Genomic DNA, 21,117 nt, shown 5'->3' with positions numbered 1-21,117 from the left:
CTGCTCGACGTTCGTTCTCGGCCGGTTTGTCCCGTTTTGTGGGTTCCAGCAGCCGCTCGTACCAGCGGTGAACCGACTTCGAGATCGCCTTACGCCTCGACGATTCCATTCCGAGATCACTTTAGGTCTCGACGATTCGAGAGAGTATAGAGCGATTCGATGGAAGCGAATGCGGAGACGGCTGAGTCGTCGGAGTCGGAAGCCGACCGGCAGGTATCGGAGACGGATCGGACGCCGGTTACGTTCGGCTGGGACGGTGTTCGAGCCGGTTTCCTTACGTGTGCACCGATCGCGATCGGCGTTGGCGGGTACGGGGTCGCCTTCGGCGTCCTCGCGAACCAGGCCGGCCTGAGCGTCGCCGAGGCGGCACTGATGAGCGCGACTGTTCTGGCCGGAGCCTCACAGATCGTCGCGATCGAACTCTGGGCCGACCCGATCCCGGTCGCAACGATCGTCCTCACCGTCTTCGCGATCAATCTGCGATACTCGCTGATGGGCGCAGCGCTCCAGCCGTGGTTTCAGTCGCTCTCCTGGAAAAAGGTCTACGGTAGTCTCTTTTTCATGGCGGACGAAAACTGGGCGCTGACGCTTCGCGACCTGCAATCCGGCAACGGCCGTGGGGCGTTCTTGCTCGGCAGCGGGATCGCGATGTGGGTCTTCTGGGTCGCCTCGACGACCGTCGGTGCACTCGCCGGTGGCGCGGTCGGCGACCCGACCGAGTACGGCATCGACTTCATGCTGGCACTCGTCTTCGTCGCGCTCGCCGCCGAACTCTGGGAGGGGCGCTCGTCCGTCGTCCCGTGGCTCGTCGCCCTCGCGGTCGCCGTCGTCGCCTCCGCGCTCGTCCCAGGACAGTGGTACATCCTCCTGGGTGGGCTCGCTGCAGCCGTCGTCGAGGTGATCCGATATGACGGGTGAGCTAACCAACGCAGTCGCCGTCGCCCCCTCGAGCGATGCGCTCACGCTCGATCCGCTCGTGGTCGCGGTCGTGCTTGCGATGGCCGCTGTAACCGTCCTCACGAAGGTCGGGGGCATCTGGCTCGTGCGTCACGTCGAATTGAGCGACCGCCTCGAGGCCGGGCTCTCGGTGCTCCCGGGCGCGATCGTGATCGCAGTGCTCGGGCCTGAACTCGCGGCCGGTGGACCGGCCGAGTGGGGTGCAGCAGGGCTCGTGTTGCTCGTCATGTGGAAAAGCGAGAGCATTCTGCTTGCGCTGGTCGCCGGCGTTCTCGGCATCGTCGGGTTCAGGGCCCTCATCTGAACCCGAGGCCTTCCGGAGCCGTCACCGAGCGCGAGTTTATCCGTCCAGAACGCGAATCGAACCCATGGAACAGCGCATCGAACGCTCCTTTCGTGGCATCTCCGAGCGGCTCGCGGTGCGATACTTGCGAAACCTCGGTGGCGAACGCGTCGAAGACGGATTGGTCCGTGGCGAGGGCTGGTCGGCGTCGATCACCGTCGACTCGGTCGCGATCGGCCCGTCACTCACGCTGTCGGAGGTGACGGTCGTCTTCGAGGGTGAGACAGAGACGCTCGAGCCACTCGTCGAGCGTTTCGCACAGAAGGCGATGCGAGCGGGAGGATAGATGGCTGACGTGCCGATCGACGGCCAGGTGATCGTGCTCACGGCGGCGAAAGCGAGCGTTCCGCCGGCTCGGTTGCCCGACCTCCTCGAGCGAACGACAGCCCACCTGAGCCCACAGGTCGAGCGGTATCGCCGCGAGTACGAGCAGATTTACGAGGACGAGCACCGGGAGGCGTTTCTCGTCGAGTGGGGCCACTGGGACGAGGTCGGAGTGACGCTGGAACTCGGCGACCGGGAGGCGTCGGCCGTCCGTCGAGCCCACGAAGAACAACTGTTGCGGATCGGTCGCAAACGGGACCGTGAGGCGGAGTTCGAGACCGCCCTCGAGATTCGCGAAGCGGTGTTCTTCCCGATTGTTGAAGCCACTGACGCCTCCCGGTAGCTGATAACAACTATAAAGGCGGTGTTCCTCCATTGAGAACGCACTGAGACGATGGCTATCAATCAGGAAGTGGAGATGACCGACGCGGAGATCGACGGTTTCCTCGGTCGACACGAGACGGGGGTGTTGTCGCTCGCGCGGACCGACGAGCCGTACGCGATTCCGATCTCGTACGGGTATCACGAACGCGAGCGGGAGTTCTATATGCGACTCGTTTCGACGCCGGAAAGCGAAAAGCGGGAGTTCCTCGACTCGTCACCAGCCGCCAGGCTCGTCGTCTACGACGAGCAAGGCCCGGTTTATCGGAGTATCGTCGCGTCGGGAACGCTCGAGGGTATTCCACCATCGGAGCTGACTGCGGATCAGATCGCTCAGTACGGACAGGCAAAGCGACCACTGTTCGAGATCTGGGCTCAATCGAAGAACGAACTCGACATCGAACTGTACCGACTCGACCCCGACTCGCTCGAGGGTCGTCGAACCGAAGTCGACCGCGAGGAGTAGACGGAGGTCTTTTGACTCGAACGCGAGTGACTGTCGCTTAGCTCGGCTGTTCGGTGGCGAACGCGGCTCGTGTCACAGTCGCGCCGCAGACGGGACAACCGTGCGTGAGTGTCGCCTCCCGCATCGATTCGTTGACCTCGATCTCTTGCCCACATTCGGGGCATGTGAATAGGTATCTACTCATGAGGGGCGTACTCGTGTGAGCGAAGTGATTACGAGTATAGGTGTGCGTCGAGTATATATAGAAATGGGGTTCACTACCGTGGCCGGGTAGTTGCCGAAGGGTTCTTGTATTAGTCTCCGTGGGCGAGGATCGCATCGAGCAGCTTCGTTTGGGCGGCGGCGAGGTGTTCGGTGAACGTCGTCCCCGTAATCTCGAGTTCGTCGGCCACCTCGCCCGCGTTGGCGCCCTTGGGGTGATCGAAGTATCCCATCCGATGGGCCGTCTCGAGTACCTCGAGCTGGCGGTCGGTGAGGGTGCTCCGGTCGACGAAGACGAGGTGTTCGTCGGCGTGATCTTGCTGTGACTGGAGCAACCGCTTGACGTCGAGGGCATACTGGTCTCTGAGATCGCCGATGATCGCCTGCAACCCGTGCATATCGGGCGCGTGGAAGGTCAGGTGCAGCGATCCGTCGTGAACCCGCACGTCAGTCACTGGGCAGTCGAACGACTCGACGACTTCACAGGGACAGCCATAACCGAGGTCACGCTGGAACGAGTAGACCGCACTCGAGCCGTACGCAAAGACCTCCGTCGGCTCCGGCTCGAGTTCGAACGAGTCGGGGTAGGTTTCGGCCTCGAGCCTGAACTCTTCGGCGACGCGGTCTGGTGTCTCCGGATTTGTACTCTTCGAGACCGAGTGAACCCGTCCGTCTGCCTCGATCGCAGCTTGGGTGACGACGCAATCTGGCGGATTCTCGAGCGTGATCTCCGCGCGGATCCCCGACGGCATTGTCGGAAGATAGGAGCGATCCCTCCTAAACCCTCTGCCCGTACCGATGCCCTGGTTCTCGCCGCGACGATAGTCGACCTGACTTAAAGAGCCCTGTATTTATTGGGACTCATTTGGAGGTGCACTGGTCGGTACTAGTGGGTATACGATGTCCGCTACGAACGCTAATTCCCCGCGAGGATGGCCGGCTACCGAAGAACCTGCAGACCCCCAGGCGGTCCTCGCTGCGCTCGAGGACGACGCCTGTCGAGTGATCCTCGAAGCGACGAGCGAGGAGGCGCTCACGGCGACGGAGCTCTCGGAGCAATGTGAGATTCCGATGTCGACGGCCTACCGGAAAGTCGAGATGCTCACCGAGGCCGACCTCGTCGAAGAGCGGGTTCGAATCAACACCTCGGGCAAACACGCCACCGAGTACCGGAAGTGTTTCGACGACGTCGTCGTCTCCGTCGGAGAGGGTGGTGAAATCGAGATCGAAATGACGAAGCCCGACACCAACGACGCTGCGACCGCTTCCTACGCGGCCGCAGACGACTGATCGACGAATCGCAGTCGATGAGCTCGACGTGACGCCCGTTTTCGGACTCGCGTCGTAGTGGACGACTCGGATCGTCGACGTTCTTTTCGTTCTGACCAGCGGGACCGCCTCTCGCGGACCCCTGTCTTTGTTCTCTCGACAGCCACTAGCTGAGCCAGCGGTTATTTTTTTGCTACCCGCTTCCCGTCGACGACACGGCTACGCCGGCTGAACCGGCGGAACCGAACCCCACGCCTGCTCAGTTCACCGATTCCGTCTGTTGATCCGGTCGCCCGATTATCGTCGTCTCGAGCGTTTGTCACTCGTTGATCGACTCGAGCCCTCGCTCGTTCGGTGTGTCTCTCTCGGGACGCTCGAGCCCTCGCTTGAGGCTCGCGGCGATCGGTCGTCGCAGAAGGGCGTAGCTGATCGAGACGATGAGCATCCCGATCACGATCGGCTGGACGACGCCGTCGAACAGAAACAGGATGGGGATCGCCAGCGCACCTGCCAGCGCGAGGTCTCCCGGTGAACCGTCGTAGCCGACCCACCGTCGCGCCCCGAGCCAGCGGCCGTGGTAGTGGCTGTAGACGGCCCGATCGACCGTCCCGTCCCACGGCTCGAGTTCGTGGCTGCCGCCGAGGAGATCCGACAGCGAGTGGACGGCGGCGACGAGGAAGAAAACGGCGAGTCCGACGGTCATCGTGGTCGGCACTGCGAGTGCGAGTGCTCCCGTGAGGCCGGCAGGAAGCCAATAGTAGACGGGAAAATGCAGCGTCCGACGGTGGTTCGCGACCACGTCGAGGTCGGGGAACAGCCCGCCGACGATCGCCGCGATGGCAACGATGGCGGCGAACTGTGGCGCGACGAACGCGACGGCTCCGGCGAGGAGCAGTCCCACGAACACATGGGTCGTAGCCATCATCGCGACGTACTACGGATGGACTCTGCATACGTCCGTCGAAACCGTGGTGAACCGATCCCGTCCAGTAGACGGCGGTAGCGGCCTCACGGGGGACGAACGCGGCAATCACGCCACCGACGGTGAGACGGTCGTCGTCGGATGATCAGTCGTCGCTTGGCGCTGCTGTACCGCTGTCGTCGGCGGAGACGCCCGTCCCGGGACCGATTTCGATCTCGAGTTCCTCGAGTTTCTCGTCCGGGACGACGCCGTCGACCCAGCCGCGGAGGTCGTAGTACTCCGCTTTCATCTCCTCGAGTTCACAGTACTCGTCCTCGCTGGCCCCTTGACCGCGGATGCCGTCTTCGAGGAACCGCTCGGGCAGCGAGTCGTCGGTGCCGTCGAACCCGGCGAGGTTGTTGTAGTATCGCTCTAAGTTGTAGATCCGCTCGCCGGTCTCGAGCAGTTCGTCCTCGGTGACGTCCAGGCCGGTCATGCCGTTGTACTGGAGGACGTACTCCTCGATTCCTTCGGCAAAGGCGTTGAACTTACAGATGTCGAAACTGTCGGAGATGGCGTGTAGATCCTGAAAGGCAGCGGTCAGCTCGCCTTTGCCCTCCCACTCGTAGGGGTCGACTTTCTCGGGGATGCCGAGAATCTCGGCGGCCGGGGTGTATCCACGCAGGTGACAGGCACCGCGGTTAGAGGTGGCATAGCCGATGCCCATCCCCTTCATACAGCGTGGGTCGTAGGCAGCGATTGTCTGGCCTTTGACCGCCAGCGAGTTGTCGTGGGCGTCCATTCGGTCGGCCACGCGGCGTGGCCCCTCTGCCAGCAGGTCCGCGAGGTCGTCCTCGCGGCGGGCGATGCGTTCGATCATATCGATCATCGTCTCGCTATCGCCCCACTCGAGTTCACCGACGCCCTCGAGTTTGCCTTCCTCGGTCATCTCCATCGCCATCGCCATCATGTTGCCGACCTCGATGGTGTCGACGCCCATATCGTTACAGCGTTCGATCATGACCGCGACCTTGTCCCGGTCGGTGTGCCCGGAGTTCGGGCCGAGTGCGTACGCCGACTCGTACTCGTATGACTCCGTCCGGACGTTCATCTCCTCGCCTTTGTGCATCGTCTGGACTTCGACTTCCTTCTTGCAGGCGACCGGACAGGAGTGACAGGTCGGTTCGTCGACAAGGATGTTCTCGCGGACGTTCTCTCCTGAAACCTCCTCGGCATCGAGATCAGCTCCCTCGGCCTCTCGCATGCTCTCAGTAGAGGTGTAGCGGCCGTTTTTGGTCGGGAGGCCGTCCATCTCTTCGCCGACGTTCATCAGGACGTTCGTCCCGTACATCGAGAGGCCACCTTCGTTGGGGGCAGTGACTTCGGACTCCTGAATCGCCTTCATCGCCTGCTGATGCCCCTCTTTGAACGTCTCGGGGTCGGCAGGTTTTGGCATCCGCGTTGTGGACTTGACGACGATAGCTTTGAGATTTTTCGACCCCATCACGCAGCCAGTGCCACCCCGACCGGAGGCACGGTCGTCCTCGTTGATAATGCAGGCGTACTTGACCTCGTTTTCGCCGCCGGGTCCGATCCCCATGATCGAGAGGTTCTTGCCATACGCGCCCTCGAGGTCGTCTTCGATCGTCTCACGGGTCTCGTGGAATCCCTTCCCCCACAGCTCCGAGGCGTCTCGAAGTTCGACCTCGCCGTCTTCGACGTACGCATAGACTGGCTCGTCGGCTTTTCCCTCGAAGAGCAGGCCGTCGAAGCCGGCCCATTTGAGCCGAGCGCCGGACCAGCCACCGTGATGGCTGTCGGTGACGGTGCCGGTCAGCGGCGACTTCGTTACGACCGCGATGCGGCCGCTCATGGTCGTCTGAGTCCCCGACAGTGGGCCGTTCATGAACGCAAGCAGATTCTCCGATCCGAGCGGATCGACGTCCGCCCCTTTCTCGAAGACGTACTTTACGCCGAGTCCACGGGCACCGATGTACTTCTTTGCGTCCTCGTCGTCGATCGACTCGTAGGCGACCGACTCCTCGGAGAGGTCGATTCGTGCAACCTTGTCTTGGAAACCGCCGAGTGATGTCATTGTAATCGCTACCCCTAGATAGGGCGTCTATCATGTTAGTTGTTGCCAGCTACCCGCAACTAGGTGTGGTTACACACCGGCGACTGGAACGACGACCGAACGAGCGACTGGCGGCAAGTGACGTTATGCTATTTACACCACTCCTCGGGCGCAAATAGCGCCAAAAATCAAGTGAACCAGCTTTCCGATGGGTTAGAGTAGCAGGGCAACGATCGCGAGGATGATGAAGATCAACACGAAGATTCGTGCGATCTCCATCGAGATGCCGGCGACACCGCGAGCACCGACCGCCGCAGCGAGGATCGCCAGCACGAAGAAGACGATCGCCCACGACAGAAACTCGCCAGCGCCGAACTGAGCCGGCAGTGCCACCGTCGGAATCTCGAACATGGGCCGCCCTATCACGACGTAATACATAAACGCCACCCACTGTCAGGGCCGCCATCTGGCCGTACGCAGCGTCTACAGGTCCACAGAAGCGATACTCACGGAACCGACTCAATCGGTCACAACGGTGAGACGGAATCGGTCACAACGGTGAGACGGAATCGGTCACAACGGTGAGACGGAATCGGTCAGCAGCGAGAGAGTCTCGAGCGCTCCCGATCGACGGCAAACGACCGACGACGAGGGAACTCTCGAGCGCTATCGGTCGGCGAAGAAGGCCTGACAGAGCTTCGATTCGGCCGTTCGCAAGTGTTCGTGAAAGGTCGGCCGCGAGACGCCCATCGTCTCCGCGAGGTCTTCACCGGTCGTCGGCCGTGGCCACTCGAAGTAGCCGCCGAGGTAGGCTCGCTGCAAGGCGGCGAACTGGCGTTCGGTGAGCTCTTCTTCGAGTCTGACTGCGAACTCTTCACGGGTGTCGCCGTCGCGCTCGCGCTGGCGGAACGAGACGACGTCGGTACGATCGTAGCGCTCCTCGATGGCTTCGACGACCGACCGAACGTCCGCCGAGCGAGGGATCTCGAGTGTGAGCCTGGCTCGCCCGTTTTCGCTCTCGATCGCCTGAACACGGACGCCGCGACCCGAGAGCCAGGCGACGGGGTCGTCGCCACCGCTCACCTCGAGCAGACACTCGCCGTCGCGCTCGACAACGACCCGCCACTCGAGGTCGGTCCGGTCAGTGAGCGCGTCCGCGAGCGCCTCCTCGCTGGCGTCGGGACCGATGGCGGTGAACAGCGACGCCGTTCGGTCGCCGGTTCGATGGACTGTCCGTCGGTACTCGAGTCGACAGTCAGCGGCGGCCGAGACCGCGACGGGGGCAACGGCCGTGTCGGTGACGTCGACCTCGACGGCGACGACGGCATCGGTCGCGAGGACGCGGCTAGTCTCACGAGCGTTGACACCGCTTGCGATCGCGCGCGCGAGCGCCGAGAGGACGACGGCTTCGCGGTCGTCGATCGAGCGGTCCGTGGCCGTCCGAACCGCCAGCACGCCGTACTCGATGTCGTTGTAGACGAGTGGGAACGCGGCAATCGTCGATCCGTCGCGGGTGTCGGTCGCGGTCGACTCCGTTCGGATCGCCGTCGCAGCGGGGTGGTCGTCGTCGGCCGAGAGTCCCTCAGGGGCATCGCCCGCGTCCGCCCGCACGTCGATCCGTTCGGTCGCGGGGTTTCGCTCGCCGATCCAGACGCCATTGTAGGCCGGTTCCGCGGCGATCCGGTCACAGACGGCGCTTTCGAGCGTCGATCGGTCGGTCGCTCCCGCGACGGCGGCGGTGACGTCCTGGACGAGCCCTTCGACTCGGTCGAGGACGTACTCGAGTTCTTCCGTCCGCTGCTCGAGTGCGAGTTCGGCCTCCTTGCGTGCAGTTACGTCGTTCTGGAAGCCGACGTAGTTGGTAACCTCGCCGTCGTCGTCGCGGACGGGGGCGAGGGTGACCTCGTTCCAGAACTCGGTGCCGTCCTTGCGGTAGTTTTTGATCTCGACGGTGACGGGCCGGTCCTCGTCGATCGCCACCGCCATCTCGGCGATCGTTTCCTCGTCGGAGTCTTCGCCCTGGAGGAGTCGGCAGTTACAGCCGACAACGTCGTCGTAGCTGTAGCCGGTAATCTCCTGATAGGCGTCGTTGATGTAGACGAGCGGGTTGTCGTCACGGTCAGGATCGGAAATCGAGATCCCGACGGGAGCCTCGTCGATCGCCCGGTCTTTGACCACGCGGTCACTTTTCGTCGATTCGATCTCGAGATCGGGCTGGAAGATGACCGTCGCGGCGTCTGCCTCGCGGTGGACTCGTGCGTCGTATTTCGACGCCGCCAGTTCGACCCGTCGAGCGGTTCCGACGGTCGTTTCGTCGATCGCTGTCTCGAGTGTCTCCCATCCGTCGAGTGCCGTCCCCGGCTGGGACTCGTCCGAGTCGTCGGTACCGAGCCCGAACGCATCGCGTGCGGCACCGTTCGTGTAGGTGATCCGCCCGTCGGCGACGATGACGACGGGGTCGACGACGTGCTCGAGCGCAGCTGCCGCCGACGAGGATGGGGACTCGTCGCCGCCAGACTCCGCATCGATTTCACTCATACGCCTCCATAAGAAGGCCACATTGAATAACTATGGTGGTCCCAGCCCTTGACAACCTCCGCGCGGTTACAGTCAGGCTCTACCTCGTACCTCTTGTTCACGCCCCTTAGACCGTTCGAGTTCACGCTGGCGAACCGATCGCAACCGGCTTACCCCGAAGGTTATTACTCTAGATGGCGTATGGTAACATATGTCTGCCCATCGCTCACCGTTCGATCGACTCCGTCAGAAGTTCGACGAGTCGGAACTCGAGTGCCGACAGTGTGGCTACCTCGACGACGACGGTGGCTGGCGCGTGACGGCCTCGAGAGGCCGCGTTCAGTATCAGTTCGTCTGTCCGATCTGTGAAGCGGTCGAAACGAGATCTATTCGCCTCGAGTGAGTTTGCGGTTGCCAACTCGGTTTCTCCCCGAAACAGCTACAACGGAGCGGCCGTGTTACATGACAGTGAACGTGATTGATGCGTCTCGAACGTACCTGGCTCCGTCGGCCGTAGCCGCGACCGTCTGTCTACTCGCCGTCTCTGGGCTTGGGGTGGCACTCGGTTGGAGGCTCGAATCCGTCATCGACGCGTTGTTCGTACTCGCTGTCGGTCTCTTCGCCATCGCTACGGTCCTGACCCGTCCGTCGGTCTCGAGGCGGCGGGCGAGGCGAGAGACCACGGGAGCTAGCGAGCGCGGTGTTGCCTCCGGACGGTCGTCGGTTCGCGATCCATCGGTCCAGTTTCGAACGGGTATCAGACTCGTTCTCGTCGCGGTGGCCCTGTTCACTGCGTCGTTTCTCTTTCAGCACGGTGCCCTGTAGGCAGTTGTGCCGGTCGTCGTGATACATAGTGTGAGCGGATACCCGCGTCTTCAGGCGCGGGTCGAGCGGTAGGCATAGTGCGTCCAACCCCACGTTGCCACAATCGGCCGTATTTCCCACGCCACTCGGTAGTTTTAACACCGTTTCTCACCATAGTGTGTAGTACGGATGAAGACCACACGACACGCGACCTACAACCTCAACTACCACATAGTGTGGTTGCCGAAGTACCGCAACTCGGTACTGGTTAACGAGGTCGAACACCGTGTGCGTCGAATCCTCCACGAAATCGCCGAGGAAAAAGGATTGGAGATTGTCGACCTCACCGTCCAATCCGACCACGTTCACCTGTTCGTGAGTAGTCCACCGAAACACGCCCCGTCACTTCTCGCCAACTGGTTCAAAGGCATCAGTTCGCGGAAATACAACCACCGCTACGCCGACCACGACGGCGAGAAAATCAAGTGGGCGCGCGGCTACTACGCCGGAACAGCAGGGCACGTCTCAAGTGAAACGGTTCAAGACTACATCCAACGTCGCGAGGAGGACGAACAATGACCGAACTCACCGAGACGCTGGAACTCAAGCTTGTGGAGCCGAATGCCCACAAGCACCGCAAACTCTGTGAGACGAAACGAGCGTACCAAGACGCCCTCGAAGCCGCGTTTAACGCAAACTGCACCACTCAGACCGAAGCGAACGACGTGGTGGTCAACTACGACCTTTCTGGGTACGCGAAGAACGCCCTCAAGAAGTATGTCCCGCAACTCTGTGGTGGAAGCTACGACGCGAAGGAGCTTCACGACGACCACCCGGTTCGGTTCACGAACGAAGGCCCGAAGCTCGACCACAAGCCACAGAACGCCATCGAGTGGTACGTCAAAATCCCGCATCACGACGACTACAACCTGTGGCTCCCCGCGCAACCGAACCCCGAACAGCGAGAGTGGCTGGAAGCGTTGCACGCGAGGGACGCGAAGATGGGCGAGTGTCGGCTGTTCGACCGTGACGGCGAGTGGTACTTGCACGTCGTCGCAACGCGGGACGTGGAGGAACGATCCAGTTCGGCGGACGAAACGCCGATTGGGGTAGACATCGGGGAAGCCTCTTTGTTAACGGTGTGTCACCGTGACGAGCGCGGCTCCCCGGCTACACCCAACCTTTGGAACGACGAAGGCAAACAGGTTCGGCGGCTCCGTGAGACGTACTTCACGGCGACTCGACGCCTTCAGCAACGTGGGAGTGAACGTATCGCAAAGTCCTACGGCGATTCGCTTTGGCGGCAGATAGACGGCATTCTCCACACGGTCACATCGGAGGTCGTCGCCTACGCCGACCAATTCGAGAATCCCGTGTTGGTCCTCGAAGACCTCACGCATATCCGCGAGAGCATGGACTACGGCGCGTTCATGAACCGGCGCTTGCACGGATGGGGCTTTGCGAAGATGCACGCCCAACTCCGCTACAAAGCCGCCGAGAAAGGGATTCGCGTGGAGACGGTGAATCCCGCGTACACCTCGAAGACGTGCCACTGTTGCGGAGAACAGGGCTACCGCCCCGATCAAGCAACGTTCAAGTGTTCCAATTTGGAGTGTTGGGTTTCGGAGTCCCACGCGGACATCAACGCCGCGCTCAACATTGCAGACCGCTACCTCAGCGGAGAGAGTCTTTCAAGAGAACACACGGATGACGATGACTCGGCTGAGGAAGGGGGCCGTTTGACCGGCCCACAAGACAGCCAAGCCGATGCTGAAGCCCAGGAATTGACGCTTGGAGCGTATGCGTCTTGAAACCTTAGGGTCGAATCGCTCGGCCTGAAATTCCATGGTGGGATTCCCGCGAGTTTAGGCGCGGGAGGAGGTCAATTGTGCCTGAATCAACGGTACCGGCTGATATTCGACACATTTCGCTAAAAAGTCACAGCATATGTAGCACCATAGGAAGTTTTATATGTTCTTTCGGTAATAACCATTCGTGACTTCCGAAAACGTGACGGACGGTATCAACAGGCGAACGGTGCTGAAGTCGACGATAGCCGGTGGGGCCGCACTCCTGGCTGGCTGTTCTGATGACGCACCAGCCGCCGGTGACGATACCGGTGATGGAAACCATTGGATCGGGGCTCAAGGAAGCGAAGCGCCCAACTACAACGTCTTCCGGATTACGGATACGACGTCGGGCGACCGCGTCACCCGGGTCATGGACCCTGCGTATGCGTTCGATGAGAACGACGAGTTCGTCCCACGACTCGTCCGCGACTACGAGGTCAACGACGACTTCACCGAGTGGACGTTCACGCTCACCGAGTACGGCGAGTGGTCTGAGCCCTATGGCGAGATGACTGCCGACGACTGGGTGTACTCGATCACCGAGATCATCCAGGGAGAGGACAACTGGGCTGCAGTCTCGATGGCCGATGACTGGCGAATGCCCGTCGATGCGGTCCCCGACGGCTTCGAGGCAGCCGACGAGGACGGCGAACAGGCCTGGTTCAACGTCGAACAGACCGGCGACTACGAGTTCACCGTCGAGATGCCCGAACCGTTCCCCGGCTTCCTCGAGGAACCGATCCTCTGGGGCTTTCAGGAGGTTGTTCCGCGGGAGCTCGCCGAGCCGTACGTCGAGGACCGGGACGGCGAGGGACTCAACGAGGACGACGAGATTCAGGAACTGAGTTACACGGGGAACCTCGGCGCGTTCACCGTCGAAGTCCTCGAGACCGAAGCCCGCATGTACGCTCCGCGCAGCGACGACTACTACCTGCGCAACTACGAGGGTCACGAGGACTCCCCGCACATCGACGAGTGGACCTATGAGGTTATGGGCGAGGAGTCGACCCGGCTATCGGCGATTCAGGCGGGTGAAATCACTGCCGCCGGTATCCCTGCACGTCGTGCCGAAGAGTTCGACGGGATGGACGACGTGCAGGTCATCAGCACGCCGACGGTCTACTGTCAGAGCATGTTCTACAACATGCGAGACGACGGCTGGGAGGCCCTCGATATTCCGGAGGTGCGCCAGGCGATCACGATGGCCGTCGACCGCCAGTCGATCGTCGACGACATCCAGTACGGCTACGGCACGGTTGCGCATACGCTTTCACCGGAGTACTCCGACTTCTACGACGATTCCGAGGTCGCCGAATGGGAGTACGATCCGGACGGTGCCCGCGACCGGTTCGAGAACAACCTTCCGGACGGATACGGCTACGACGACGGTCGCCTCGTCGACGCCGACGGCGAGGAAGTCGTCCTCAACTACGTCTTCTCCGATAGTGCAGACGACACCGAGCTGGTAGCACGATTCATCCAGGACGAACTCGACGAGAACCTCGGTCTCGAGGTCGAACTCGATCCCGTCCCGTGGAACACCATGCTCGACGACTATCTGTACGCCGAACCGGGCGACTCCCGCGAGTGGGACTTCATGGCTGGCATCGGCCGAAACTCCTATCCACGTGCGCCGGAGGCAACGGAAGGCTTCTGGCGACCTGGTGAGTCCGTGAACGGCTATGGCTACGACGATCCCGAAGGCGTCGCGGACATGCTTTCGGAAGCCGCCACAACGCCGGATCAGGACGAACGACAGCGCACGCTGGCGGAAGCGTTCGGGATCTTGAGCGAGGAACAACCCTGGATGTTCCTCTACTTCCCTGAGGACCTGAACGGCTATCGCCACCACGTCGATCCCACCGAGGAACCGAGCATCGCGTGGGGATACGACGTCCATCGATGGGAGATCGAGGCCGAGCAGTAACACTGCCCTCGAGCTATTTCAGACGTTTCAAATCCTATAGACTGCTCACCATGAGTTTCAATCGAGACGGACAATGAAAGCGTACATCGCAAAACGCCTCCTCTGGACCGTTTTCGCCACCTGGGTAACGGTGACGATTACGTTCCTGTTGATCGACTTCTCGCCGATTTCGGCGGGTGGTGCGGAGTTCATCGACCAACAGGTGCAGGCGGGGATGGACGCAGACGAAGCCAGAGAACTGTACGAACAACAACTCGGACACGGCGATACTGTCTGGGAACGATACACCAACTTCATGGTCGGACTGGCGACGTTCGACTGGGGCTGGTCGTCGACGTACAACCAACCGGTGACGGAGGTCATCGCCAACTCGTGGATCTACTCGTTCCAGTACGTCTTGCCAGCGACGGTGCTCTCGGTCGTCATCGGATTCGCGATCGGTCTCTACTCGGCGACCCACCAGTACACGAAAGGCGACTACGCCGCGACGCTGTTTGCGTTCACCGGAATCAGCCTGCCGAACTTCTGGTTTGCGATCATGCTGATCCTCGTTGGCGGCGTCGTTCTCGGGTGGTTCCCGATCTACTATACGACCGACGTTCCGGGACTTCTCTCACTGGAAAACATCCACCAACTGATACTCCCGGTGATCGTCCTCTCGACGTCCGCAATCGCCTCCGAGATGCGGTATGCGCGTGCGGAATCGCTCGAGTACGTCCACGCGGAGTTCGTCAAGACGGCCCGAGCAAAGGGGCTCACCGAGAACGAGGTGACCGTCCGGCACATCTTCCGGCCCGCGATGGTGCCGTTGATCACGATTCTGGTCGGCGACATCCTCGGTCTGTTGTTCGCTGGCGGCTACGTGATCGAGTACATCTTCGGCATTCCTGGGCTTGGTCTCGTTAGCTACGAGGCGATCATCCAGCAGGATACGCCGCTCGTGTTGGCGACGGTGTTGATTCCGGTGTTCATCGCGATCATCGGCAACCTCGTTCAGGATATCTGCTATACGGTTCTCGACCCGCGGATCGAGTTCGGTGATCGCTAATGAGTACGGATACGCAACCGGATTCGACGCCAGACGTCGGGTTCGAAGACGTCGACTGGGAACAGTACGAGGGCGGCCTCGAACTAACGCCGATACGCATCGCAACGGTCCTATCGGTGGCAGTAGTCATCGCCGGATGGGTCCTCGATTCCCTGTTCGGGAGCCATCGCCAGCCGATCGTCGACGCCCAGTTCGGTCCGATCGAGTTCGCTCCGAATCCGGGGAACGTCGAGTGGCTGTTCATCCTCACCGTCGTGGTCCTGTTTTTCTACGGTGTCGTGCCACTGTATCGGAATCCGCGCCGGACGAAACACTACTGGACGGAACTGAAAAAGAACAAGGCGGCCGTGGCAAGCCTGTTCTTTCTCGCGTTCGTCTTCGCGCTCGCGGTGGTCGGTCCGTTCGTCTTCGGTCGACCGGAACTCGACGTCGCGAACGCCTACGAACCGCCGGTGTTCTACCAGTACGTTCCAGGTCTCGAGGGCGGCACGTGGGCTCATCCGCTCGGCACGATGCAGTCCGGCGAGGACCTCCTCCAGATCGTCGTCATCGGCGCTCGAGTGAGCATGATGGTTGGGCTTATCGGCTGTCTCATCATCATCGTACTCGCGAGCGCGGTGGGGACAACGGCTGCGTACTTCGGCGGCTGGGTCGATGAGGTCCTGATGCGCTTCGTCGACATCATGCTCACGTTCCCGACGTTCTTTCTGATCCTCTTCGTCGTCTATCTCTACGGCGGCGACCTGTTCACGATCATCCTGATCCTCGGATTCACGACGTGGACGGCGACCTCGAGACTAGTGCGTTCGGAGGCGCTCCAGCGCAACGAAGAACAGTACATCGAGGCCGCAAAGAACGTCGGCGCAAGTGAGCGCTGGATCATCACCCGGCATCTCGTCCCGAACGTCTCGAATACGATCATCACGGCGGCGACGCTCGTGATCCCGTCGTTGATCCTCTATGAGGCGGTGCTCGCGTTCCTCGGCTTCGGCGATCCGAACGTCTGGTCCTGGGGCCGGGCGATCTCGGAGGGACGAAGTGACATCCAGAACGCCTGGTGGGTCGCGACGATTCCCGGCGTGTTCTTGTTTCTGACGGTACTGGCGTTTAACTTCCTTGGCGATGCGCTGCGAGACGCGCTCGATCCCCGACACCAGTGACGATGACCGACGAACCACTCCTTTCGATCCGAAACCTCCGAACCCGTTTTCACACCGACGATGGCGTCGTCGAAGCGGTCGACGGCGTGAGCTTCGACGTCGCCCGCGGCGAGACCGTCTGTATCGTCGGCGAAAGCGGGTCCGGAAAGTCAGTAACGAGCGAATCGATCACCCAGTTGATCCCGATGCCGCCCGGCGAAATCGCTGACGGCGAGGTGTACTTCGACGGCGAGGACGTAACCACGCTGTCTGACGGCGAGTTACGAGCCCTCCGGGGCGGCCGAATCGGTCACGTCTTCCAGAATCCACAGGGGGCGCTCAATCCCGTCTACACCGTCGGATACCAGATTCGAGAAGCCATCACCGCCCACCACGACGTCTCGAAGGCCGACGCCCGCCAGCGGGCCATCGATCTCCTCGAGGACGTCGGCATTCCGGAGGCCGCCACTCGCGTCGATGACTACCCACACGAGTTTTCCGGCGGGATGAAACAGCGCGTCGTGATTGCGATAGCGCTGGCCTGCGAGCCCGACCTCTTGATCGCCGACGAGCCGACGACGGCACTCGACGTAACGATCGAAGCACAGATCCTCGACCTCCTGGATAACCTCCAAGACGAGTACGACGTGAGTATCGTCTTTATCACTCACGATCTCGGCGTCGTCGCTGAAATCGCAGACCGCGTCGTCGTCATGTACGCGGGGAAGGTGATGGAAGTCGGTACCGTCGAAGACGTCTTCGAGACCCCTGCCCATCCGTACACGCAGGCGCTACTCGAGTGCCTGCCGGGGCGGTCGACGCTCGAGCCGATTCCGGGTAGCTTGCCGAGTCCGATCGACCCGCCCGACGGCTGTCGGTTCCACGACCGCTGTACGTACGCAAACGGGGAGTGTTCCGTCGGTGAACAGCCGCCGATGTACGACCGCTCGCCCGAGCACCGCGTCTCGTGTGTCCACTGGGAACCGGGAAGCGACGGCCTCCCCGAACCCGGCGGCGACCGTGACGTGAGCCCGGTCGCCGGAGGTGACCGATGAGCGCCGGTCGTCCACTTCTCGAGGTCGACGCCCTTCGGAAACACTTCTCGATGACTCGAGGCGTGTTGAACGACGAAATCGGCCGGGTAAAGGCCGTCGACGGGATCACGTTCGAGATTCGGGAAGGGGAGACGTTCGGTGTCGTCGGCGAATCCGGCTGTGGAAAGTCGACGGCCGCACGAACGATCCTTCGGCTCGAGGAGCCGACGTCGGGAACCGTTCGGTTCGACGGACAGGACATCACCGAGTACGGCCGAACTGAACTGAAACGCTTCCGACGTGAGGCCCAGATGATCTTTCAGGACCCCGACTCGAGTTTCGACCCGCGGATGAGCGTCGGCGAGTCGCTTGCGGAGCCACTGATCGTCCACGGAATGACCGACCGAAAGCGAAGGCGACGCATCGTCGAAGCCATGCTGGTTCGTGTCGGCTTACAGGCTGAGGACATCGACCGATATCCACACGAGTTCTCCGGCGGCCAGAAACAGCGAATCGGCCTCGCTCGAGCGCTCGTGTTGAATCCCCGACTACTCGTCGCCGACGAACCGGTCAGCGCGCTCGACGTCTCCGTTCAGGCGGAGATCCTCAACCTGATGGCCGACCTCCAGCGGGAGTTCGGGCTGAGCATCCTGCTCATCAGCCACAACCTCGGGGTCATCCGCCACATCTGTGACCGCGTCGGCGTCATGTATCTCGGCGAACTCGTCGAGGTCGGACCGACCGAGGAGATTTTCGCCGATCCGCAGCACCCATACACGCGAGCGCTGATCTCGGCGATCCCCTCGACCGACCTCTCGAAACGCGGCGAACGGGTACGCCTCAGTGGGACCGTCCCCGATCCGTCGAACCCACCCCGTGGCTGCCGGTTCCACACGCGCTGTCCGGAAGTCATCCCACCGGAAGAACACGATATCGACCAGCGAACCTGGCGGTCCCTCCTCGAGTTCAAACAACGCGTCGAAGACGGACTCGACCGCGAGGAGCTGTACGAACTGTTACATCCCGACGAGCCGCCCGAAGAGGCGGACGTCCCGGACCGACTTCACGAGGACGCAGTCGACGCTGCACTTCGTGCGGAGTACGAACTCGAGTCCGGGTTCACTGACTCTACCGTCGAAGCAGGCTTCGAACGCGCGGTTCAACTGCTCACCGTGGGGGACGTCGAAACCGCTCGTACGCACCTCGAGTCGACGTTTCCGACGGTCTGTCAGCGGTCCGACCCGGAGACTCAGACGGTCGGACCTGCCCATCGGTGTGCCTGTCACCTGACCGACGAGCGGAGAACAGCCACTGGACAGAAAGCGGACGCCGACACCTCACATCGCGAGGGTCCAGGCTCTCTCGTGGAGTGACCGCGCTGTCGTCCACAGCGAAGGCGCTTTAGGCGCTGGCCCGCTTTTCCCTCCTAATGAGCAAACCCACGCCCGAGGTCTACGAGCAGGGCAAGGGCATGGATGCCCACAATCAGGTCATGCGCGAGATCCGCTCGCGTAAGGAGGCCAGCTACGATCCCCACGAACCCACCCGCGTCTGGATCGACGAGGACAACACGCCCGACGGCGTCAAACAGAGTCTGACGATCATCTTGAACACGGGGGGCTGTCGCTGGGCCCGCGCCGGCGGCTGTACCATGTGTGGCTACGTCGCAGAGAGCGTCGACGGCGGTTCCGTCTCCCACGAGGCACTGATGGACCAGATCGACGTCTGTCTCGACCACGAGGCCGACAACGCCGACGAGCCAGCCCAACTCATCAAGATCTACACCTCCGGCTCGTTCTTAGACGAGCGCGAAGTCGATGCCGAAACCCGTCGCGCCATCGGCGAGACGTTCGCCGACCGCGAGCGAATCGTCCTCGAGTCGCTCCCTGATTTCGTCTCCCGCGAGAAGATTTCCGACTTCACCGCCCACGGCATCGACACGGACATCGCGATCGGCCTCGAGACCGCCACCGACCGCGTCCGTCACGACTGCGTGAACAAGTACTTCGACTTCGCAGACTTCGAGGCGGCCTGTGCGGAGGCTGCGAGAGCTGACGAGGACGCAGGCGAGACCGCCGACGCCGGAATCAAAGCCTACCTGCTGATGAAGCCGCCGTTTCTCACGGAGTCCGAAGCCGTCTCCGACATGATCTCCTCGATCGAACGCTGTGCCGACGTTCCCGGCTGTCATACGGTTTCGATGAACCCGTGTAACGTCCAGCGCTACACCATGGTCGACGAGCTGTACTTCCGTGATGGCTATCGGCCGCCGTGGCTCTGGTCGGTCGCCCACGTCCTCGAGCAGACCGCCGACGTCGACGCAATCGTCGTCTCCGATCCCGTCGGCCACGGCTCCGACCGCGGCTCACACAACTGCACGGAGTGTGACGACCTCGTCCAAAAGGCGATCAAGGACTTCGGCCTCCGCCAGGACCCCACCGTCTTCGAGCAGGTCTCCTGTGACTGTGAACTCACCTGGGAGACCGTCCTCGAGCGCGAACGCGGATTCAATCAGCCGTTGACGAACTAGGCTCGCACCCTCGGACGGTCGCTCGCCTTTTTGCGTTCGAGTACCGCCTCGCCGAGCGACCACGTGTTGTCTCGAGTAGCTACAAGGCCCTCGTCACCGTCATCACGTTCAGTGACGGACGACGACACGCACGGAGCTGACGTCTCACCCGTGCTCCGCTCGGTGCTCGAGGCCCTCTCGGTAGGTCGTGCGCTCGACCTTGCGACTGGAGGCGGTCGAAACGCACTGTTTCTCGCGGCTCGTGGCTGGTCGGTCGACGCGGTCGACCTCTCGCGCGTGCACCTGGAGTGGGCGCGCGACCGGGCGGGTGCTCACGCGGACGCAATCGAATTCGTCCTCGCGGACGTCGACAGCTACGCCTTCCCCGAGGCCGCGTACGACCTCGTGACGATCAGTTTTTTCGACGCTCGCGACCGACTGTCCGCTATCGAATCGACGCTCGCGCCGGGTGGCGTCCTCTTCTACGAGCACTACCTCGAGTCGGGGCCAGGCGAGTCGGGAGCCGGCGACCGATACCGGTTCGCGCCGAACGAACTCCTGTCGGCGACGGCGAGCCTGCGCGTGCTGTACTACGCCGAGTATCGTGTCGACGGGGAGCCCCGAGTGACGCTCGTCGCGAGTATCCCAGCCGATGGCGTCGACTGGGCGTGGCAGCCCCCGTAATCTGGCTCGAAAACGCCCCGAAACTCGTGTTGTCCGCCTGGGAGGCTCGAGGGGCCAACCATCTTATTGGCTCGGATACAGGAGTGCGGATATGGAGATCCGAAGGTTCCAGGGAGCCGACGACGTTCCTGGAGTGATCCGCGCCCACGGCCGTGCGTGGCACACAGCGTACGCGGAGTTGCTCCCCCGACGAGTGCTCGAGAACGTGGCCGTCGATCCATCTCCCGAGGACGAACGCCGCTGGCTGGAGTCGCTCACACCGAACCCTGATGGGGTGTTCGTCGCGAGCGAGGACGGCGACGTAGTCGGGTTCGCGGACGTCCGCTGGGGCGACGCCGAGATGAAGTCGTTCGTCGGCCCGGACGAGGCCGAGTTGAAAGCGATCTACGTCGATCCGGACCACTGGGGGACCGGCGTCGGAACGGCGTTGCTCGAGCGTGGACTCGAGGCGCTCCCCACAGCTGTCTCGACGATTCGACTCGAGATGCTCGCGGGGAACGAGGTCGGTAGGCAGTTCTACGAGGGCCGCGGCTTCGAGCGGACGGAGCGCAACGAGATCGAACTCGGCGGCGAGGCCTATGAGACCGACGTCTTCTCGAAGCGGCTGTAATCGCCGGGGACCGTCGGGTTCGCAGACGGCGGCCGGTGCTGGGTGCCGTCGAGCAACGCTCGCTCGAGTCGTCGATCGG

General features: G+C 62.1%; 24 protein-coding genes. 18 read left to right on the top strand and 6 right to left on the bottom strand.

Going from position 1 to position 21,117, the window contains the following annotated elements; genetic code table 11:
- Nucleotides 1–159: 159 nt before the first annotated feature.
- The 5 genes from AArc1_RS15360 (at nucleotide 160) to AArc1_RS15340 (ending at nucleotide 2,471) form a co-directional block, all read left to right on the top strand.
- Nucleotides 160–918: an AzlC family ABC transporter permease gene (locus AArc1_RS15360; RefSeq protein ID WP_117365196.1), complete on the top strand. Its 759-nt coding sequence runs from the start codon at nucleotides 160–162 to the stop codon at nucleotides 916–918.
- Complete coding sequence (locus AArc1_RS15355; protein ID WP_117365195.1) at nucleotides 908–1,261, top strand: AzlD family protein; 354 nt, start codon at nucleotides 908–910, stop codon at nucleotides 1,259–1,261. The genes AArc1_RS15360 and AArc1_RS15355 overlap by 11 nt, the downstream gene beginning before the upstream one ends.
- 64 nt (nucleotides 1,262–1,325) lie before the next feature.
- Nucleotides 1,326–1,586, top strand: coding sequence for a hypothetical protein (locus AArc1_RS15350; RefSeq protein WP_117365194.1), 261 nt, complete (start codon nucleotides 1,326–1,328; stop codon nucleotides 1,584–1,586).
- A complete protein-coding gene (locus AArc1_RS15345) occupies nucleotides 1,587–1,967 on the top strand; it encodes a hypothetical protein (protein WP_117365193.1) in 381 nt (126 codons plus the stop codon).
- A gap of 51 nt (nucleotides 1,968–2,018) precedes the next feature.
- On the top strand, nucleotides 2,019–2,471 hold the full coding sequence (locus AArc1_RS15340) for a pyridoxamine 5'-phosphate oxidase family protein (protein ID WP_117365192.1): 453 nt from the start codon (nucleotides 2,019–2,021) through the stop codon (nucleotides 2,469–2,471).
- Nucleotides 2,472–2,508: 37 nt separating this feature from the next.
- Here the strand turns inward: AArc1_RS15340 and AArc1_RS15335 are convergent, their stop codons facing one another.
- Together AArc1_RS15335 and AArc1_RS15330 are read right to left on the bottom strand one after the other, a co-directional pair.
- Nucleotides 2,509–2,655 (bottom strand): DUF7560 family zinc ribbon protein, encoded by a 147-nt coding sequence (locus AArc1_RS15335; protein ID WP_117365191.1) that lies wholly within the window; start codon nucleotides 2,653–2,655, stop codon nucleotides 2,509–2,511.
- 109 nt (nucleotides 2,656–2,764) lie between these two features.
- Nucleotides 2,765–3,424: a helix-turn-helix domain-containing protein gene (locus AArc1_RS15330; RefSeq protein ID WP_117365190.1), complete on the bottom strand. Its 660-nt coding sequence runs from the start codon at nucleotides 3,422–3,424 to the stop codon at nucleotides 2,765–2,767.
- A 148-nt stretch (nucleotides 3,425–3,572) separates the two neighbouring features.
- On the opposite strand from AArc1_RS15330, the gene AArc1_RS15325 reads away from it, so the two are divergent.
- Complete coding sequence (locus AArc1_RS15325; RefSeq protein ID WP_117365189.1) at nucleotides 3,573–3,962, top strand: ArsR/SmtB family transcription factor; 390 nt, start codon at nucleotides 3,573–3,575, stop codon at nucleotides 3,960–3,962.
- Nucleotides 3,963–4,260: 298 nt separating this feature from the next.
- Here AArc1_RS15325 and AArc1_RS15320 read toward each other — a convergent pair whose 3' ends face one another.
- The 4 genes from AArc1_RS15320 to AArc1_RS15305 form a co-directional block, all read right to left on the bottom strand.
- Nucleotides 4,261–4,863, bottom strand: coding sequence for a metal-dependent hydrolase (locus AArc1_RS15320; protein ID WP_228442342.1), 603 nt, complete (start codon nucleotides 4,861–4,863; stop codon nucleotides 4,261–4,263).
- A 145-nt stretch (nucleotides 4,864–5,008) separates the two neighbouring features.
- Entirely contained in the window at nucleotides 5,009–6,937 is a 1,929-nt protein-coding gene (locus AArc1_RS15315; protein ID WP_117365187.1) for an aldehyde ferredoxin oxidoreductase family protein, read from the bottom strand.
- A 192-nt stretch (nucleotides 6,938–7,129) separates the two neighbouring features.
- A complete protein-coding gene (locus AArc1_RS15310) occupies nucleotides 7,130–7,327 on the bottom strand; it encodes a DUF1328 family protein (protein ID WP_117365186.1) in 198 nt (65 codons plus the stop codon).
- A 255-nt stretch (nucleotides 7,328–7,582) separates the two neighbouring features.
- On the bottom strand, nucleotides 7,583–9,454 hold the full coding sequence (locus tag AArc1_RS15305; protein ID WP_117365185.1) for a bacterio-opsin activator domain-containing protein: 1,872 nt from the start codon (nucleotides 9,452–9,454) through the stop codon (nucleotides 7,583–7,585).
- Between the two features lie 190 nt (nucleotides 9,455–9,644).
- Here AArc1_RS15305 and AArc1_RS15300 point away from each other — a divergent pair, with 190 nt between their 5' ends.
- The 12 genes from AArc1_RS15300 to AArc1_RS15245 all read left to right on the top strand — a co-directional run bounded on the left by AArc1_RS15300 (nucleotide 9,645) and on the right by AArc1_RS15245 (nucleotide 21,038).
- Nucleotides 9,645–9,836 (top strand): HVO_0649 family zinc finger protein, encoded by a 192-nt coding sequence (locus AArc1_RS15300; RefSeq protein WP_117365184.1) that lies wholly within the window; start codon nucleotides 9,645–9,647, stop codon nucleotides 9,834–9,836.
- A gap of 65 nt (nucleotides 9,837–9,901) precedes the next feature.
- Nucleotides 9,902–10,258 carry a hypothetical protein gene (locus tag AArc1_RS18545; RefSeq protein ID WP_133412216.1) on the top strand — a complete coding sequence of 119 codons (357 nt, stop codon included), beginning with the start codon at nucleotides 9,902–9,904 and terminating at the stop codon, nucleotides 10,256–10,258.
- A 168-nt stretch (nucleotides 10,259–10,426) separates the two neighbouring features.
- Nucleotides 10,427–10,816: an IS200/IS605 family transposase gene (tnpA, locus tag AArc1_RS15290; RefSeq protein ID WP_117365182.1), complete on the top strand. Its 390-nt coding sequence runs from the start codon at nucleotides 10,427–10,429 to the stop codon at nucleotides 10,814–10,816.
- Complete coding sequence (locus AArc1_RS15285) at nucleotides 10,813–12,048, top strand: RNA-guided endonuclease InsQ/TnpB family protein (protein ID WP_117365181.1); 1,236 nt, start codon at nucleotides 10,813–10,815, stop codon at nucleotides 12,046–12,048. Before tnpA ends, AArc1_RS15285 begins: the two co-directional genes overlap by 4 nt.
- 184 nt (nucleotides 12,049–12,232) lie before the next feature.
- Complete coding sequence (locus AArc1_RS15280; protein WP_117367541.1) at nucleotides 12,233–14,014, top strand: ABC transporter substrate-binding protein; 1,782 nt, start codon at nucleotides 12,233–12,235, stop codon at nucleotides 14,012–14,014.
- A 73-nt stretch (nucleotides 14,015–14,087) separates the two neighbouring features.
- Nucleotides 14,088–15,062 carry an ABC transporter permease gene (locus tag AArc1_RS15275; RefSeq protein WP_117365179.1) on the top strand — a complete coding sequence of 325 codons (975 nt, stop codon included), beginning with the start codon at nucleotides 14,088–14,090 and terminating at the stop codon, nucleotides 15,060–15,062.
- Entirely contained in the window at nucleotides 15,062–16,222 is a 1,161-nt protein-coding gene (locus tag AArc1_RS15270; protein WP_117365178.1) for an ABC transporter permease, read from the top strand. Before AArc1_RS15275 ends, AArc1_RS15270 begins: the two co-directional genes overlap by 1 nt.
- Nucleotides 16,223–16,224: 2 nt before the next feature.
- Nucleotides 16,225–17,256: an ABC transporter ATP-binding protein gene (locus AArc1_RS15265; protein WP_117365177.1), complete on the top strand. Its 1,032-nt coding sequence runs from the start codon at nucleotides 16,225–16,227 to the stop codon at nucleotides 17,254–17,256.
- Nucleotides 17,253–18,608 (top strand): ABC transporter ATP-binding protein, encoded by a 1,356-nt coding sequence (locus tag AArc1_RS15260; protein ID WP_117365176.1) that lies wholly within the window; start codon nucleotides 17,253–17,255, stop codon nucleotides 18,606–18,608. Before AArc1_RS15265 ends, AArc1_RS15260 begins: the two co-directional genes overlap by 4 nt.
- A 56-nt stretch (nucleotides 18,609–18,664) precedes the next feature.
- On the top strand, nucleotides 18,665–19,765 hold the full coding sequence (locus tag AArc1_RS15255; RefSeq protein ID WP_117365175.1) for an archaeosine biosynthesis radical SAM protein RaSEA: 1,101 nt from the start codon (nucleotides 18,665–18,667) through the stop codon (nucleotides 19,763–19,765).
- Between the two features lie 111 nt (nucleotides 19,766–19,876).
- Nucleotides 19,877–20,428, top strand: a complete 552-nt coding sequence (locus tag AArc1_RS15250; RefSeq protein WP_117365174.1) for a class I SAM-dependent methyltransferase — start codon at nucleotides 19,877–19,879, stop codon at nucleotides 20,426–20,428.
- Between the two features lie 91 nt (nucleotides 20,429–20,519).
- On the top strand, nucleotides 20,520–21,038 hold the full coding sequence (locus AArc1_RS15245) for a GNAT family N-acetyltransferase (protein WP_117365173.1): 519 nt from the start codon (nucleotides 20,520–20,522) through the stop codon (nucleotides 21,036–21,038).
- Nucleotides 21,039–21,117 lie beyond the last annotated feature (79 nt).

The sequence above is a fragment of the Natrarchaeobaculum sulfurireducens genome, assembly GCF_003430825.1.
Taxonomy (GTDB): Archaea; Halobacteriota; Halobacteria; order Halobacteriales; family Natrialbaceae; genus Natrarchaeobaculum; species Natrarchaeobaculum sulfurireducens.
Note: the sequence above shows the minus strand (reverse complement) of the source record. Positions and strands in the feature narration are given on the sequence as shown.